General features: G+C 34.1%; 19 protein-coding genes and 1 tRNA gene. 9 read left to right on the plus strand and 11 right to left on the minus strand.

From position 1 onward, the window contains the following. Positions 1-61: 61 nt before the first annotated feature. A complete protein-coding gene (locus tag IQ05_RS14015) occupies positions 62-811 on the plus strand; it encodes an MlaE family ABC transporter permease (RefSeq protein ID WP_086453470.1) in 750 nt (249 codons plus the stop codon). Continuing rightward, positions 808-1,569 (plus strand): ABC transporter ATP-binding protein, encoded by a 762-nt coding sequence (locus IQ05_RS14020; protein WP_144893976.1) that lies wholly within the window; start codon positions 808-810, stop codon positions 1,567-1,569. Before IQ05_RS14015 ends, IQ05_RS14020 begins: the two co-directional genes overlap by 4 nt. 4 nt (positions 1,570-1,573) lie before the next feature. On the opposite strand, the gene IQ05_RS14025 is transcribed toward IQ05_RS14020, so the two are convergent. After that, positions 1,574-2,173, minus strand: a complete 600-nt coding sequence (locus tag IQ05_RS14025; RefSeq protein ID WP_144893978.1) for a SprT-like domain-containing protein — start codon at positions 2,171-2,173, stop codon at positions 1,574-1,576. 12 nt (positions 2,174-2,185) lie between these two features. Next, positions 2,186-2,863, minus strand: coding sequence for an SDR family NAD(P)-dependent oxidoreductase (locus IQ05_RS14030; protein WP_144893980.1), 678 nt, complete (start codon positions 2,861-2,863; stop codon positions 2,186-2,188). 129 nt (positions 2,864-2,992) lie between these two features. On the opposite strand from IQ05_RS14030, the gene IQ05_RS14035 reads away from it, so the two are divergent. Continuing rightward, positions 2,993-3,562: a GNAT family acetyltransferase gene (locus IQ05_RS14035; protein ID WP_144893982.1), complete on the plus strand. Its 570-nt coding sequence runs from the start codon at positions 2,993-2,995 to the stop codon at positions 3,560-3,562. Here IQ05_RS14035 and IQ05_RS14040 read toward each other — a convergent pair whose 3' ends face one another. From IQ05_RS14040 to IQ05_RS14065, 6 genes are all read right to left on the minus strand, one after another. Continuing rightward, positions 3,563-4,543, minus strand: a complete 981-nt coding sequence (locus IQ05_RS14040) for a M28 family peptidase (protein WP_144893984.1) — start codon at positions 4,541-4,543, stop codon at positions 3,563-3,565. It lies immediately after the preceding gene. A gap of 38 nt (positions 4,544-4,581) precedes the next feature. Beyond that, complete coding sequence (locus IQ05_RS14045; RefSeq protein ID WP_244289583.1) at positions 4,582-5,022, minus strand: hypothetical protein; 441 nt, start codon at positions 5,020-5,022, stop codon at positions 4,582-4,584. A gap of 217 nt (positions 5,023-5,239) precedes the next feature. Continuing rightward, complete coding sequence (locus IQ05_RS14050) at positions 5,240-6,274, minus strand: ATP-grasp domain-containing protein (protein WP_144893988.1); 1,035 nt, start codon at positions 6,272-6,274, stop codon at positions 5,240-5,242. A gap of 11 nt (positions 6,275-6,285) precedes the next feature. Further along, positions 6,286-6,996 carry an NRDE family protein gene (locus IQ05_RS14055; RefSeq protein WP_144893990.1) on the minus strand — a complete coding sequence of 237 codons (711 nt, stop codon included), beginning with the start codon at positions 6,994-6,996 and terminating at the stop codon, positions 6,286-6,288. Then, positions 6,984-7,472 (minus strand): DinB family protein, encoded by a 489-nt coding sequence (locus IQ05_RS14060; RefSeq protein WP_144893992.1) that lies wholly within the window; start codon positions 7,470-7,472, stop codon positions 6,984-6,986. The genes IQ05_RS14055 and IQ05_RS14060 overlap by 13 nt, the downstream gene beginning before the upstream one ends. A 215-nt stretch (positions 7,473-7,687) precedes the next feature. Then, entirely contained in the window at positions 7,688-8,827 is a 1,140-nt protein-coding gene (locus tag IQ05_RS14065; RefSeq protein ID WP_144893994.1) for an acyl-CoA dehydrogenase family protein, read from the minus strand. An 88-nt stretch (positions 8,828-8,915) separates the two neighbouring features. Here IQ05_RS14065 and IQ05_RS14070 point away from each other — a divergent pair, with 88 nt between their 5' ends. The 4 genes from IQ05_RS14070 (at position 8,916) to IQ05_RS14085 (ending at position 13,105) form a co-directional block, all read left to right on the plus strand. Then, the gene (locus IQ05_RS14070) at positions 8,916-9,980 is read left to right on the plus strand and encodes an anhydro-N-acetylmuramic acid kinase (RefSeq protein ID WP_144893996.1); all 1,065 of its coding nucleotides are present in this window, start codon (positions 8,916-8,918) and stop codon (positions 9,978-9,980) included. A 146-nt stretch (positions 9,981-10,126) separates the two neighbouring features. Next, positions 10,127-10,711 (plus strand): chalcone isomerase family protein, encoded by a 585-nt coding sequence (locus tag IQ05_RS14075; RefSeq protein ID WP_144893998.1) that lies wholly within the window; start codon positions 10,127-10,129, stop codon positions 10,709-10,711. Positions 10,712-10,803: 92 nt separating this feature from the next. Beyond that, complete coding sequence (locus IQ05_RS14080; protein ID WP_144894000.1) at positions 10,804-12,030, plus strand: Glu/Leu/Phe/Val dehydrogenase dimerization domain-containing protein; 1,227 nt, start codon at positions 10,804-10,806, stop codon at positions 12,028-12,030. Between the two features lie 175 nt (positions 12,031-12,205). Next, positions 12,206-13,105, plus strand: coding sequence for an energy transducer TonB (locus IQ05_RS14085; protein WP_144894002.1), 900 nt, complete (start codon positions 12,206-12,208; stop codon positions 13,103-13,105). A 200-nt stretch (positions 13,106-13,305) separates the two neighbouring features. Here IQ05_RS14085 and IQ05_RS14090 read toward each other — a convergent pair whose 3' ends face one another. Together IQ05_RS14090 and IQ05_RS14095 are read right to left on the minus strand one after the other, a co-directional pair. Further along, positions 13,306-13,701, minus strand: a complete 396-nt coding sequence (locus IQ05_RS14090; protein ID WP_144894004.1) for an ExbD/TolR family protein — start codon at positions 13,699-13,701, stop codon at positions 13,306-13,308. A 1-nt stretch (position 13,702) separates the two neighbouring features. Next, positions 13,703-14,398 (minus strand): MotA/TolQ/ExbB proton channel family protein, encoded by a 696-nt coding sequence (locus IQ05_RS14095; RefSeq protein ID WP_144894006.1) that lies wholly within the window; start codon positions 14,396-14,398, stop codon positions 13,703-13,705. 128 nt (positions 14,399-14,526) lie between these two features. Between IQ05_RS14095 and IQ05_RS14100 the strand changes: the two genes are divergently transcribed. Together IQ05_RS14100 and IQ05_RS14105 are read left to right on the plus strand one after the other, a co-directional pair. Continuing rightward, entirely contained in the window at positions 14,527-15,747 is a 1,221-nt protein-coding gene (locus tag IQ05_RS14100; RefSeq protein ID WP_144894008.1) for a bifunctional folylpolyglutamate synthase/dihydrofolate synthase, read from the plus strand. An 87-nt stretch (positions 15,748-15,834) separates the two neighbouring features. Continuing rightward, positions 15,835-15,909 (plus strand) — tRNA-Val (locus IQ05_RS14105). A 99-nt stretch (positions 15,910-16,008) separates the two neighbouring features. Here IQ05_RS14105 and IQ05_RS14110 read toward each other — a convergent pair. After that, on the minus strand, positions 16,009-16,334 hold a 326-nt coding region (locus IQ05_RS14110; RefSeq protein WP_144890508.1), incomplete at its 5' end, for a transposase.

Here is a 16,334-nt window from a genome sequence, read left to right on the forward strand (position 1 = left end):
TTAATTTACTTGACTCGCAAAATGCTTACAATTTTGTAATTTAGCCCATATTCGTAAACTTATGATGCTCATTCGATATATAACGCAAATAGGAAGATACTTCCTGATGCTTAAAGAAATTTTCAACAAACAGACGAAATGGTCTGTAATGAAAAAATTAATCTTCAAAGAAATTGATGACTTGGTCATTGACTCACTTGGGATTGTTGCTTTTATTTCCTTTTTCGTGGGAGGTGTAGTGGCTATTCAAACTGCATTGAACCTTACAAACCCATTAATTCCAAAATATCTTATTGGCTTTGCCACAAGACAATCTGTGATTCTTGAGTTTGCTCCTACCTTCATCTCTGTTATTATGGCTGGAAAAATGGGTTCCTTTATTACATCAAGTATAGGAACGATGCGTGTTACAGAACAAATTGATGCGCTAGAGGTAATGGGTGTAAATTCCTTAAATTACCTTGTTTTTCCAAAAATTATAGCCTTATTACTTTACCCTTTTGTAATAGGAATTGCTATGTTTTTAGGTATTTTAGGTGGCTGGATGGCTGGTGTTTACGGCGGGTTTATATCTAGTGACGAATTTATAAACGGAACTCAAATGGAATTCATTCCGTTTCACATTACGTATGCTTTTATAAAAACCTTAATTTTCGCTATGTTACTTGCTACAATTCCCTCTTTTCATGGCTACTATATGAAAGGCGGTGCACTAGAGGTAGGAAAAGCAAGTACAGTGTCATTTGTATGGACATCTGTTTGTATCATACTTATCAATTATATATTAACACAATTGTTACTAGGGTCATGATAGAAGTAAAAAACGTAGAAAAATCATTTAACGGAAATAAAATTCTAAAAGGGATCTCGACTGTTTTTGAAACAGGAAAGACCAACCTTATTATAGGACAAAGTGGATCTGGAAAAACTGTTTTATTGAAGAGTCTTTTAGGAATTCATACGCCCGAGACTGGACAAATTTGTTTTGATGGTCGTGTGTACTCTGATTTGGAAGCTGATGAAAAAAGAGAATTGCGTACCGAAATTGGAATGGTTTTTCAAGGAAGCGCCCTTTTTGACTCTATGACCGTAGCCGAAAATGTAGCGTTCCCTTTGAGAATGTTTACCAAAGATAATACTGCAAAAATCAAGGAACGTGTTGATTTTGTATTAGACAGAGTTGCATTGGTTAAAGCTCATAACAAACTGCCTTCTGAAATATCTGGTGGAATGCAAAAACGTGTTGCCATAGCTCGTGCTATTGTAAACAATCCTAAATACTTATTTTGTGACGAACCTAATTCAGGCTTAGACCCAAATACGGCAATCTTGATTGACAACCTCATCAAAGAAATCACCGAAGAATACAACATTACTACTGTGATTAATACACATGACATGAATTCAGTTATGGAAATTGGGGAGAAAATTTTGTTCTTAAAAGATGGTTTAAAAGCTTGGGAAGGCACCAAAGAAGAAATTTTCAGAACAGACAATGAAGCTGTAGTTGCTTTTGTATACTCCTCAAACTTGTTCAAAAAAGTGAGAGAAGCCTACTTGAAAGAATAAGCAATTATGATTGTAGCAGTTCAACCTCAGCATTTGGATTAAAAAGATAGAGTTTACCAGAACTTATTTCGAGACATTCAAAACGCTTCGTTCTTACAGCTATCTTCTTGAAAATTTTTCCATTTTTAATTCGGAAAACACTTCCGTACGGAATTTCGAAAACATAATTTTTATCGTTTTGATTGTCGTACTGTTTCAAGGCTAATGCCAAAGTAGTATCGGTATCGCTTGTGGCACTTGGATTTCTAAAATGTCTTGCTAGCAAGGGTAATAAATGATTGGGATAAATCTCTGGCCGAATATAAGGCACCATCAATTGTTGAAAAGTATGTTTCCATTCTTGACCATGCGGTTTAATATTGCGACCATATTTCTCAAATGCTACCAGATGAGCAATTTCATGAATAAGCGTCATAAGGAACCTATATTTATTTAAACTCCCATTAACCGTTATTTCATGTTTACCACTTAACCCTTTCCTATAATCACCATGACGTGTAGCGCGTTCATTCACAATTTTTAAATGGACACCATGTGTCACGATCAATTCAAATGCAGGTTTGACAGCGTGATCAGGCAGAAATTTAGCAAGCGTTTCTATCAAAATAATTCAGAATTATGGATTTGTAGAAGAAACTTGCAGCACTTTACCGTTAAAATACTTATTGCCATTTAAAGTAAAATCAAAAATGTAATTTGCCATTTCATTTGCTTGAATAGGTGCTTGATATCCTGGAAAAGCTTCTTCCAGCATCTCAGTTTGAACAGAACCAAGCGCAAGAACATTAAATGCTATTCCTTGCTCTTTATACTCCTCAGCTAATAATTCAGACAAAGTGATAACAGCTCCTTTACTCGAACTATATGCAGCTAAGCCAGCAAATTTCAAGCTTCCTTGAATACCTCCCATAGAACTTATGGTTACAACATGACTCCCTTTTTGCAAGTACGGCAAACAAATGCGGGTTAAATTAGCAACTCCAAAAACATTGACTTTGTAAATATTTTCAAAATCTTCTTGAGTGGTTTCAACAAAAGGTTTCAACAATAAACTTCCTGCGTTATGAATCACAGCATCTACTTGTTTCCAAGATTGGTCTAGAAATTCTTTGACTTTATTTAATTCTAATTCAACAGCCAAATCAACTGAGAGACACGTAATATTTTGGTGTGCTACTAATGCTTGTGGAATGTTTCTAGAAATTGCCAGCACTTGATGTCCCGCGGTTGCAAACTGCAATGCCAATTCAAACCCAATGCCTCTGCTAGTTCCAGTAATAATAATATTTTTCATAGGACAAAAATAAACAAAAACAGCAAAAAAATACTGCTTTACCTGGAGATTGTTATCTCAATAAAAATTAAATTTCGTATTATTACATGTAGAATTAAATCAAAACATGAACCTTTGAATTCTCACAATATGACACAGAATCTATCCTATCAAATAGCCCAAATAAGTGACATTGACGGAGTGCTGGCCTTACAAGAATTATACCTCGTTGCAAACCTAACTGAAACTGAAAAAGCTGCTGGATTTGTCACTACTCCTTTTACAATATCACAATTAAATGAAGTTATAGAAAAACAAGAACTATTTATTGCCAAAGACCGTGGTGAAATTATTGGGTACATTTTTGCCGGAAGTTGGGATTTTTTCAAACAATGGCCCATTTTTGAATACATGATCTCACTGCTTCCTGAATTACAATTTTTAGATCATACTTTTACACTATCCAATAGTTTTCAATATGGACCAATTTCAATTCATCAGGATTATCGTGGAAAAGGACTAATATTTCCACTATTTGAACACATGCGCGTACACATGTCGCAAAAGTTTCCATTAGCCTTAACTTTTATAAACAAAATCAATATTCCTTCTACAAAAGCACATACGCAAAAACTGAATTGGTCAATCATTAGCGAATTTCAATTCAACAATAATGACTATTACATTCTTGCGTATGATATGAATCAAGCCCTTTATTAACTATTTGAGCATGATGATTTCGTGAGAAGCCGTATTTGCCATTTGTGTCACAGCAGGTAATAATTCTTGAATAAACGAGGTCATGTGAGGAACATCCATTGCTTTGAAATCATCGGAAACATGGTGATAGAATTCAAAATTCTCGAAATCAAAAGTACTTACAGATTGACACGGTACTTTAAAAACATCATAAAAAGAAAAATTATCTGATCTGTAAAACAATTGGTATTCGGCTTCTTTTGGCAAAAAACCAATAGTTTTTTTTCCTGTATACTCATTGATTTTAGCCGCCATGTTAGACTTATCAAAACCAGTAATGTAGGCTAGATAATCTCTTTTCATAGGAACGCCAATCATTTCAATATTAAAGTGAGTGTACAAGTTGAAATTTTGTGCTTTTAGTTTTTTAGTCAAATGCTTAGATCCTAACAACCCTTTTTCCTCTCCTGCAAAGAACACAAATAGAATACTACGCTTGTTGTTTTTTGATATGCTAAAGTATTTTGCCATTTCAGCAACCGCAGTGGTACCTGACGCATCATCATTGGCACCGTTGTTAATAAAATCACCGTTAACACCTTTTTTTGTAATTCCGATGTGGTCGTAATGTGCACTCAGAAGTATAAATTCATTTTTCAAAACAGGATCACTACCTTCTAGATAACCTACAACATTAAAAGCGGTTTCTTTAAAAGTAGATAAGGTATCTCTGTAAGATTTAAAGTAAGGCTTTACATTATTATCCTTAAAAAATTGTTCTAAATAATCTGCAGCTTTCACTAAGCCCGGCTGTCCTGTTTCTCGACCTTCTAATGCATCTGACGCTAAAAATTGCAATGTAGCAGCTACTTCTTTTTCATTTACTTGATACACCGCTTCAATACTTTTAAGCGGCAAAGTACCATTAGTTTGAGCAAAGACTGTTGCAGTTGAAAAGCATACAAGAAAAATTTTAGGAAGCGATAAGAAAATATTTTTCATAGATATTGTGGTTTATTTATTAGCGAAATTTATAAATTTTATAATGGCATTTTTTTTGAGAAATACTTTTTGTAGACTTTTATAATTTGAAAAAGAGCTAAAACAACAAAAAACAACGGAAAAAGTACTGGTACTACAAACGTTGAAAAACTTGTTGTGCGTTGCGCCAAAACGCTTAAAAGCAATATCAAACTAAGCATTCCTGCAAATGTTCCTGCCAAAGTTCCTGCAATATAATACAGTTTCAATCTTTTTGCAACCAAAATATAATTCTCATTCATTAAATAGAGATTCCATCCTGTCCAAAATGGAACTTGAACAAAATTTATGGCACTCAATCCGAGGCCAATTAAAAAAGGAGAAAAGGCGGCATATTTTTCAAGTAATGACGGGCTATTTAGCGATGTATTCCCGCTAAAATAAAAAGTACAGGCAAGAATTAAGAGAAAAAAAATGGCAAAAAAATCAATAACTTTCATTAATTTTTTATTGGAGACAAGTTGTTTTGCGAAAAGTAACGAGAAATATATAAAAAACATTTCTACTATTAGAACGCCAAACAAAAATAAAATCAGACTACTTATTCCAAGTTTCGAATAGATCTCAAAACCAATCAAGTTTAAATAACCCAGTGGAATTGAACCAATAAAGCTTACCAAAAAACCAACAAAAATATTTTTTATGGCTCTCATGGCATTAGAAATTTACAATTTTTTTACTTTGTTCTAGGTGCATTCTATATTCCTTCATTCCCTCTTTATGTTCTAAATAAGGAAAGCCATTTTTATGGTTTGCTACACTTATTTCATACATATATGTAATGTGACGCGCTAATTCTTTCCAAGCAAAAAACAAAGAATGCTTAGGGTCATAAATATGAGTTGGCTCACTCCCAGCTCCGTTTAACTCTACAACTGCAAAATTAATTCCTAGTTCTAATTCTTCGATGGTATTGTACATGACATCCAGTCTACCAAAATAAAAACCTGGGATTTGCAAGCACATTTCGTTAATCGTTTTAGTCAATTCTGGAGTTATCCAATGACTACCATCTACAAATTTTGCACCTCGAGCATGATTACCGTAAGGAACTAAATTTAACTTCTCGCCTTTTGGTAAAATTTCGAATAATTTTTTACCGTACTCTTTTTTCAAGACATTCAATTGAAGTTCATAGCGTGGATTCTGCTTGATTAACTCTTGAACGGTTGAAAAACCATCTCCAGTAATAATCAAGAATTCTTTAGATACTATTCCGGTAATTCTACCTGATTTTTCATTAGGATAGCGCACATAAAAAATACCAACCTCATTTGAAAAAGGTATTAAATCTTGAACCAAGTAATTGAAATTTGCTTTTTCAGCATATTCTTTTAAATCCTGAACCGTGTTAATTTTTTTGACTCCAGATCCTCGTAGTCCAACATCTGGTTTTGCAATAAACGGGTACTTTATTGCTGCGCTTTCAACTGTTTTTATAACATTTTCTACTGGGGTTCCTTCCAAAACTAATTCTGTTTTGGGATAATACTGTTGCGGTATCAAGTCGTAAATTTCTTTCTTAGACTCCATCATAAACCCACCATTTTTTATAGTTGGATTAGAAGCATTAAAGAAAAAAATAGATTTTGCCTTGATCGAATAGTAAGACCACAAAAAATAAATGGGAATATAAACAATTTGAAAAGGCCAATATTCCCAATGGGTAATTTTATGAAAAAATAATTTCAAAATTGTATTATTTAGATAGTGATAAATGAGGTTGAAAAATCGAGTTGTTCTACCAAATCATAATGTAAGAGACTAACTTTATTTTGATGTACTACAGCCTGAGTAATACTTAAGGTTTTCATCTCGTTATTTCGATTGATTACTAAACCGTTTTCCTCATTTCCTTCCTGCGTATGCCTATGAAAATCATATAATTTTTCTTTTGAAATAACATCGGTTTCGCTCATAAAAGTATGAAACCAAGCAGCTCGTTGTTCTCTCACCAAAGCTGGATACAAAGTAGATGAAGACCAAATGTGATTTTTATTGCTATCTAAAGCTAGCGTTTGCTTATTATTTCCATCCCAACGCAATTGAAAAAGTTCCTGATTTTGAAACAAAACTAATGTAAATGGTTCTATTGCCTCTAAATCAATCTCCACCCAGAAATCTTTTGGCGACGCGCTACTAATTATTTCTAAAACAATCAAGCCACGACTTTTTCGATATGGTAATTGGACTTCATGTTTTTCTGCGGCACCATTTAGCAAAACCAAAATAGTTCCATCAGCTTTGGTCACAAACCAAGTTCCTCCAGCTTTTGGATCTTTAGGAAAAATAAGATTTTGACCATTTACAGTATAGCTTTTTGGAGGAATGGCACTAGGCCTTATTGTTTTTTCGTCCCGGTTCGAAGTAATGATAACACTATCATTTGTTGCTACAAAACTTACTGTGCACATTGATTTCTATATTCTATGGTTGATCTTGCAACACCAAAATTTGGATCAATCGTAACGGTTTCACATTGTAATATCGCAACTTTTATAAGTGCCTGGTGGTGAATACAGTGTTCTAAATTATATAACAATTCTCTATTGTAGTTGCTGTCGATTCGGATTTCTTCGCCGTCAATAATTTGCAGTAAGGTTATGTTTTTGTTTTCCTTATCCAAATTTTTCTGAACACCCCTAATATTTTCTATAGCAAATGTAGTATCCGTTTGAATAAGGGTGTTACGCTCTCTTTTATCATAGTTCACAACTCCTAAATCATATTGCTTTTCAAGACATTGAAACATTTCAATAATATGTCTCGTATGCTCTCCAATAGTAGCATTGCTTAATTCTGCACAAGAATTTGAATATTCTGTTTGTGACAATTGACCTAGCAAATCTATCAGTTCGTTTAAACTATTATGTATAGAAGGTATCAGCATAAAAATATATTAGTTGGGTGTTGCAATGGTTTAAAAAAAAGAAATCTAAAATCACAACTCAACAAAGAAAAGCAATTAGTATCAAATTAAAAAGAGTCCCGAAATCATTTTTAAACAATAAAAATCTAAAAAAATCTTAAAATACTAATTAAGACCATAAAAAAAACCCTTTTCAATCGAAATTGAAAAGGGTTTAAACTAGATCTGTATAACTTTTAGGAAACTAATCCTCTTGAAATCACGATACGTTGAATCTCCGAAGTTCCTTCGTATATCTGTGTAATCTTAGAATCACGCATCATACGTTCTACATGATATTCAGCTACGTAACCGTTTCCTCCGTGGATTTGAACTGCTTCATTAGCTACCTCAAGAGCAATTTCTGAAGCATATAATTTTGCCATTGCACCAGAGTGCGCAATATCTTTACCTTCATCTTTTTCACAAGCAGCTTTCATTACTAATAATTTAGCAGCAGTCACTTTTACGTACATATCCGCTAATTTAAAGGCAATCGCTTGATGATTAAAAATCTCTTTACCAAAAGCTTTTCTTTCTTTTGAATATTTCAAAGCTATTTCATAAGCTCCTGTAGCAATTCCTAGTGCTTGAGATGCTATACCAATTCTACCTCCATTTAATACGTTCATAGCAAATGCAAACCCAAAACCATCCTCACCAATTCTATTTTCTTTAGGAACCTTAACATCTGTAAACATTAAAGAGTGTGTATCACTACCACGAATTCCCATTTTCTTTTCTTTTGGTCCAATATCAAAACCAGCCCAACCTTTTTCAACAATAAAAGCATTAATACCCTTATGTCCTTTTTCAACATCTGTTTGTGCAATAACTAGGTATGTAGAAGCCGTACTTCCATTTGTAATCCAGTTTTTAGTACCATTTAATAAATAATGGTCTCCTTTATCAATTGCAGTTGTTTTTTGAGAAGTTGCATCACTTCCTGCTTCTGGCTCAGACAAACAAAACGCACCAATAACTTCTCCTTTAGCAAGTGGCACTAAGTATTTCATTTTTTGTTCTTCTGAACAATATTTTTCCATACCGGCGCAAACCAATGAATTGTTAACAGACATAATAACGGCAGCAGACGCATCTACTTTTGCTATTTCGGTCATTGCCAATACATATGAAATACTATCTAAACCTGACCCACCGTACTTAGGATCTACCATCATTCCCATGAAACCCAATTCGGCCATCATCTTCACTTGCTCAGTAGGGAATTTTGAATGTTCATCACGCTCAATCACTCCTGGTAATAATTCTGCAACTGCAAAATCTTTAGCAGCCTGCTGAATCATTAAATGCTCTTCGGTTAGATTAAAATCCATATTTTTGTTGTAAATTAATTGTTCTTAAATTTGCCCCCAAAAGTAATTATTAAATATCAGATTTCAAACGATTTCGCAATTTTAGCCAATGTTTAAAGAAAAATACAATATTATAGGTGTAATGTCAGGAACGTCGCTAGACGGCATTGATTTGGCACACATTGTTTTTACTACAAAAAACAATACATGGGAATTTGAAATCTTAGAAACTGAAACTGTTTCATATTCACCAGATTGGTTAAACAAATTAAAAAGTGCCGTTTCTTTCTCTACTGAAAAATTAATTGAACTGAATGAATCTTATACACAGTTACTAGGTGAGGTTATCGTAAACTTCATTTTAAAAAACAAGCTCAACTCTATTGATGCCGTTTGTTCCCACGGACATACTATTTTACATCAGCCAGAGAAGGGTATCACTTTACAAATTGGAAATTTACCACATATAGCATCTATCGTAAACCAAAAAGTAGTTTGTGATTACAGAGTTCAAGATGTAGCACTAGGGGGCCAAGGCGCACCACTTGTACCTATAGGAGATCGGATTTTATTTAGTGAATATGACTATTGCATGAATTTAGGTGGGTTTTCAAACCTATCATTTGAAGTAAATCAAGAACGGATAGCTTTTGATATTTGTCCTGTAAACACGGTGTTAAATCACTATTCTAATACGCTAGGATTGGCTTATGATGACAAAGGTGCTATTGCAAAAAAAGGTGAATGCCATGCTACATTATTACAAAAATTAAACGCATTAGACTATTACCAAAAAAAACACCCTAAATCACTGGGCTTTGAATTTGTTAAAGAAATAATTATTCCATTGATAGACCAATATGACTTATCAATTGAAGATAAGCTTAACACCTTTACAAATCATATTGCTATACAAATAGCAAATGCGTTGCCAAACAAAACTGGAACACTATTTATTACCGGAGGCGGAGCTTACCATAATTTTTTAATTGAAACAATACAAAATGAATTGCAACTGGCTACAATTATAATTCCTTCACCTAAAATTATCGAATTCAAAGAGGCACTGATCTTTGGAATACTTGGAATATTGCGATTAGAAAACAAAATCAATGTATTAAAAAGTGTGACAGGAGCCAAAATGAATCATAGTTCAGGAAAAATTTATGAATAAATAAATATTTTTCATTAATTTTAAGACAAATCAGGCTAGAAATCATAATTTTAAAAAGACATTATTCTCAATACCATTACAATCCTTTTTTTGAGCTATATTTGCAGACTGTTTTAAATCCATTTTTTTTAATTAAATACCACATTATGAAAAAAGTACTGATAGTATTCGCCTTAATGAGTGCACTACAATTTAATACCGTAAATGCACAAAAAAACTTTACTGTTAACGGAGTTAATATTCCTAGAACAATTGAATTTAAAGGAGTAAATCTTACCCTTAATGGAGTAGGACAACGCTCTAAATTTTTTACTGACTTATACATTCAAGCTTTATACTTGACAAAGTTTAATCAAGATGCTAAACAGATTCTTGAAAGCGGTAATGAAATGGCTGTTGCACTTCACATCACGTCTGGATTGATCACTTCAAAAAAACTATCTAAAGCGCTTGCAAAAGGGATGGAAAAATCTGTAGGAGAATCAGGAGCTCTAAAATTTGCCAAAGAACTTCAAGAACTCGAAGACTTATTAAGCACAGAAGAAACTAAATCTGGTGATGTTTTTGAGTTGACCTTTAACCCACAAGACGAGTCATTGTGGATTACAAAAAACAAAATCTACAGAGGTAAAATTAAAGGTGTTGAATTCAAAAAAGCATTCTACGGAATTTGGCTATCTGAAAACCCAGTTGACAAAACATTGAAAGAAGATTTATTAGGAAAAGAATAACTAAAAAAAATCTTTATTCTTTTTTTTTTGCAGAATAAACATTTAGCAAAATTGCTTTTTTTATATTTGCAAATATAAACATATCACAACAAATGAAAGATTTATTAAAGAAATTCGAAAATAAAGAGCCTGAAATTGTTTTTAACTGGAAAGATCCTGAAACCGAAGCCGAAGGCTGGACTGTAATCAATTCTCTTCGCGGAGGTGCTGCCGGTGGTGGTACAAGAATGAGAAAAGGCCTTGACATGAACGAGGTTTTATCACTTGCCAAAACAATGGAAGTTAAATTTTCGGTTTCTGGACCCGCTATTGGTGGAGCAAAATCTGGAATAAATTTTGACCCAAATGACCCAAGAAAAAAAGGAGTATTGCAACGCTGGTACAAAGCCGTTTCTCCTTTATTGAAAAGTTATTACGGTACAGGTGGCGATTTGAATGTAGATGAAATTCACGAAGTTATTCCTATGACTGAGGAATGTGGCGTTTGGCACCCGCAAGAAGGCGTGTTCAACGGTCATTTCAAACCTACTGAAGCTGATAAAATTAACAGAATAGGTCAGTTGCGTCAAGGTGTTGTAAAAGTAATTGAGAACCCAAAATTCTCTCCAGATGTTTCTAAAAAATATACTGTTGCTGATATGATTACTGGTTACGGTGTAGCCGAAGCCGTTCGTAACTTTTATGCCATTTATGGCGGTGATGTAAAAGGAAAAAAAGCTATCGTTCAAGGTTTTGGTAACGTGGGTTCTGCAGCTGCTTTTTATTTAGCAGAAATGGGCGCCAAAGTAATTGGTATTATTGATAGAGATGGTGGATTGATCAATGAAGAAGGATTCTCTTTTGAAGAAATAAGAGCCTTGTTTTTAGCCAAAGACGGAAATAAACTGGTTGCCGAAAACATGATTCCTTTTGAAGAAATCAACCAAAAGATTTGGACAATTGGTGCTGAGATATTCACTCCATGCGCTGCATCAAGATTGGTAACGCAATCTCAAATTGACAGTTTAATTACTCATGGTCTTGAAGTAATTTCATGTGGTGCCAATGTACCTTTTGCTGATAAAGAAATATTTTTTGGTCCAATTATGGAAGATGTAGATCACAAAGTGAGCTTAATTCCTGACTTTATTTCTAATTGCGGTATGGCACGTGTATTTGCTTATTTCATGGAAAAGAAAGTACAAATGACTGATGAAGCTATATTTCAAGACACTTCTGAAATTATCAAAACGGCTATCGAGAAAGCATACGCAATCAACCCTAGCAAAACAAACATTAGCGCAACTGCATTTGAAATTGCACTAAAACAGCTTACTTAATACAAGCAATCATAATTACACTTATATAAATGGGAATTAGTAGTCATAAAAGCTACTAATTCCCATTTTACTTTTAAAAAGCTCCAATTTATATTTGAGCACTCGCTTTTTACTCTTGACAATTTTTAGTACTTTTCAACGTTTTTAATCATACACTTTTACAAATAAAACAAAAATGAGTTCCACCATTTCATCTAATCAAAAGAAATCTTTAATCATCACTACTCTTTTGTATGCGACAATGTTGTTGATTTTATTTTTTATCCGATTTTGGCCTCCTGCAAATGCAGATGAACTTGCCGGCGGTGGCGGCGGTGGCGGAGTTACAGTCAATTTTGGAGATAGTGATCTTGGGTCTGGTGCTGATTATCAAAGTGAAGTACTAGAGGCAACCAACCAATCTAAGCAAACTCCAGTAAATACTACACCTGACGAAGCAATATTGTCACAAGAAAACAGTACTGACGAAAGCGTTGTTATTCCTACCAAAGAAAAAACAAAGAAACCCACAGTTGTAGTAAAAGAAGAAACAAAACCAGTAGTTGTAAAACCAAAAGTTTCGAATACTACGAATGATGCTTTGTCGAGTATTCTTAAAGGTTCAAACAAAGGAGGCGATGGTGATGACAAAACAGCCGGAAACAAAGGAAAAGCAAACGGAAGCTTAAACTCTGGAGAATATTATGGCTCTGGTGGTTCTGGTGGTGGAACAGGCGGAGGAAACGGAACTGGAACTGGTATAGGAACTGGGAGTGGCTATGGTTCTGGAAGTGGAGGCGGATCCGGAAGTGGTTCTGGCGGTGGCGTTGGCTATTCACTAGGAAATAGAAAAGCGGTTTCTAAACCCGCTCCTAAATACACCTGTAACGAGCAAGGAAAAGTAGTTGTTGAAGTAGCCGTTGACCGCAACGGTAGAACAATGAGTGCACTTGCTGGTGTAAAAGGAACTACAAATACGGCAAAATGCTTGCTAGATCAAGCTAGAATTGCTGCCATGAACACTAAGTGGGACGCAAGCAGTGATGCACCAGAAAAACAAGTAGGAAAGATTGTTTATAATTTCAATTTGAATTAGTGGGTTTGTTTACACCACAATACATTTTAAAAATATGCTTCAAATCTACGTTGGGCCGCGTGAGGGATAGCAGCAAGTACCGAAGTACTGCGAATAGCCCGACCAGAATAAAAAAAGGGGCCAATCACTATAAAGTTGATTAGCCCCTTTTATTTATTCTGGTCACGCCCAAAAATAGCAACTTTTAAAAACTTATATTCTTATTTAGGACTGGTAGCAATCACAAATTTCAGATTGTTCCTCACTCCTATTTGCAAGACATCGACTAAATCTTGTACTTGTAAGTTAAATGGAATCCTAACAATAACGGTTTGATCTTTTGCCGAACCCATTTTCGACATTAGTGTAGTCTCGAGTTCTTCAAATGAAACAGGCTCTTTGTCAATGTAGAATTTTTTATCCTCAGTGACTGATAAACTGATGTATTGCTTGTTTGTTTTTTCATTTGATTGTGCCTTTGGCAAGGTCATCTTGATTACATTTGGATTAGCAAGTGTTGAAATAATCAAGAAAAACAGCAGTAAAAAAAACATAATGTCGCTTAACGAAGAAGTCGCGACCTCGGCATGGAATCTTCTTTTTCTTTTTATAGACATGTTATGATCTTTGAATAATATTTACAAACTCAAGAACTTGTTTTTGGATTTTTAATGCAAAATTATCAATTTTTCCGTTCAACAAGTGGTATCCACTGTAAGCAACAATCCCTACTATTAAACCCGCTCCACTACTAATCATTTTTTCGTACAATCCGCCAGAAATGTTTCCGATACTAATATTCTCAGTTACTGATATACTGTAAAATATTTTAATAACTCCAGAAATTGTCCCAATAAAACCTAATGTAGGCGCGATACCCGCAATAAGTCCCAAATGGCTTAAGTGTTTTTCCATTTCGCCAATTTCAATATCGGCTGCACGATCCATATTCGATTCGATTTCACTAATTGGCCTACCAATAACAAGAATACCTTCTTTAATTATATTTCCTGATGCGGTACTGTTGCGCTCAGCAATAGATCTAGCCAAGTCTAAATTGCCAGAATTTAACTGATCCCTTACATCACGAAGCAACAAGCTATCTACCTTTGAAGCTTTACTGATATATAAATAGCGTTCTACAATGAGATAAAAGGTATAAAACAATAAAATTCCAATAGGAATTAGCCATATTCCTCCTTTTAATAAAAATCCTAAAGTAGAAACCTCAGTGTTAGGAGCAATTTTTTCAATAACTACATTTGATGCAGCATTAGTAAGGGTGTCCGCTTGTAATTGTATAAAACTAAACATATAATATTATTGTATTTTAATCATTAATTCTAAAATTTATTTCAATTTTGCAATAAAGATACTTTTCGATGTAATATTAAACTAAAAAAATTGAAAAATATTTTAAACAATCCCTATTTACCATCAAAATGAATTATCAAGACACTATAAACTGGATGTTTAATCAACTCCCAATGTACCAACTTCAGGGAGCACAAGCTTACAAGAAAGATTTAACTAATGCTCATAAACTTGCTACACACCTTAATCATCCAGAGAAGCAGTTGAAATGCATTCATGTGGCAGGAACCAATGGCAAAGGATCAACATCACACATGCTAGCATCGGTTTTACAAGAAGCGGGATATAAAGTAGGTTTGTACACGTCTCCACATTTAAAAGATTTTAGAGAACGTATTAAAATAAACGGGATCGAAATATCTGAAAAATTTGTTGAAGATTTCATAACGGAGCATCAGCTTTTTTTTGAAGCAAATGACATGAGTTTTTTCGAAATGACCGTAGGATTAGCATTTGATTATTTTACTACTTCAAAAGTTGATATTGCTATTATTGAAGTAGGAATGGGCGGAAGACTAGATGCAACCAATATTATCACCCCATTAGTTTCGGTTGTGACCAATATAGGACTGGATCACACCCAGTTTTTAGGAAATACACTTGATGCAATTGCTTTTGAGAAAGCAGGAATTATCAAACCCAATGTTCCCGTGATTATTGGAGAATACACCTCTGAAACAAAACCCGTTTTTATAACTAAAGCCAAAGAAGGCAATTCGGAGATTTATTTTGCCTCTGATTTAATTTCAGAAAGCTATGCTTCAGACTTGATTGGCGATTATCAAATGCACAATAAAAAGACGGTATTACAAACTATACAGGTTTTGAATAAGCAAACTGAATTTGAAATCACCACTCAAAATACGCAAGCTGGTTTGTTACATGTGGTAAAAAACACAGGACTTCAAGGCAGGTGGCAGCAAATACATACGGCTCCAAAGGTAATTTGCGATACAGCTCATAATAAAAACGGGCTTGAAATCGTATTAAAGCAAATTCAAAACGAGAAATTTGATACGTTACACTTTGTTCTAGGAGTCGTAAATGATAAAGATTTAGAAGAAATTTTGCCTTTGTTTCCAAAAATTGCAAAATATTATTTTTGTAAGCCCAATATTCCTCGTGGACTAGACGCTTCAAACTTACAACAAAAAGCCGAGTTATTTGCACTTCAAGGCGAAGTATACAATTCTGTCTCAGAAGCTTATCAAAAAGCCTTGCAAAATGCAGTAGAGACCGACTTCATTTACTTAGGTGGGAGTACCTTTGTAGTTGCAGAAATTTTGTAATTTTTTTTTGTTTTTTAGTTGCAAATCCAAAAAACAGTCTTATATTTGCTCTCGCAATAAGGAAATGAAAATTATCGAATTGCATTAGGGCGATTAGCTCAGCTGGTTCAGAGCACCTCGTTTACACCGAGGGGGTCGGGGGTTCGAACCCCTCATCGCCCACAAAACTTCTCAAGAAATTGAGAAGTTTTTTTTTGCACAAAAGCCAACAGCTTTTTATAAAATATGGGATCAATCCCAAAACCTGTGGGGAATGAAAAATTAAGCATAAATAGTTGTTAGCCTAAAAAGGAAGAATGCAACATTTTTAACGCCTCTAAATTGAGTTCTAAAAGCTTTTATTTTAGCATTGAACGACTCTGCAGATGCGTTTGTGCTTCTGTTATCAAAATAGTTTAGTATGGTTTGGTAATGATTTATTATAGATCTTGAGATTGTATTGAAAGACTTAAATCCAGATTGACTTACTTTTTCATGCCATTTAGCTAATCTTGAGAGTCCAATGATTTTATCTGTTGTTTTCTCAAATATATTTCTCAACTCTTGGGCTAAATTATATGCTTTTTCGATTTCGGGATATAATTCAA

The organism is Flavobacterium tiangeerense, from assembly GCF_007830355.1.
GTDB classification, from domain to species: Bacteria; Bacteroidota; Bacteroidia; order Flavobacteriales; family Flavobacteriaceae; genus Flavobacterium; species Flavobacterium tiangeerense.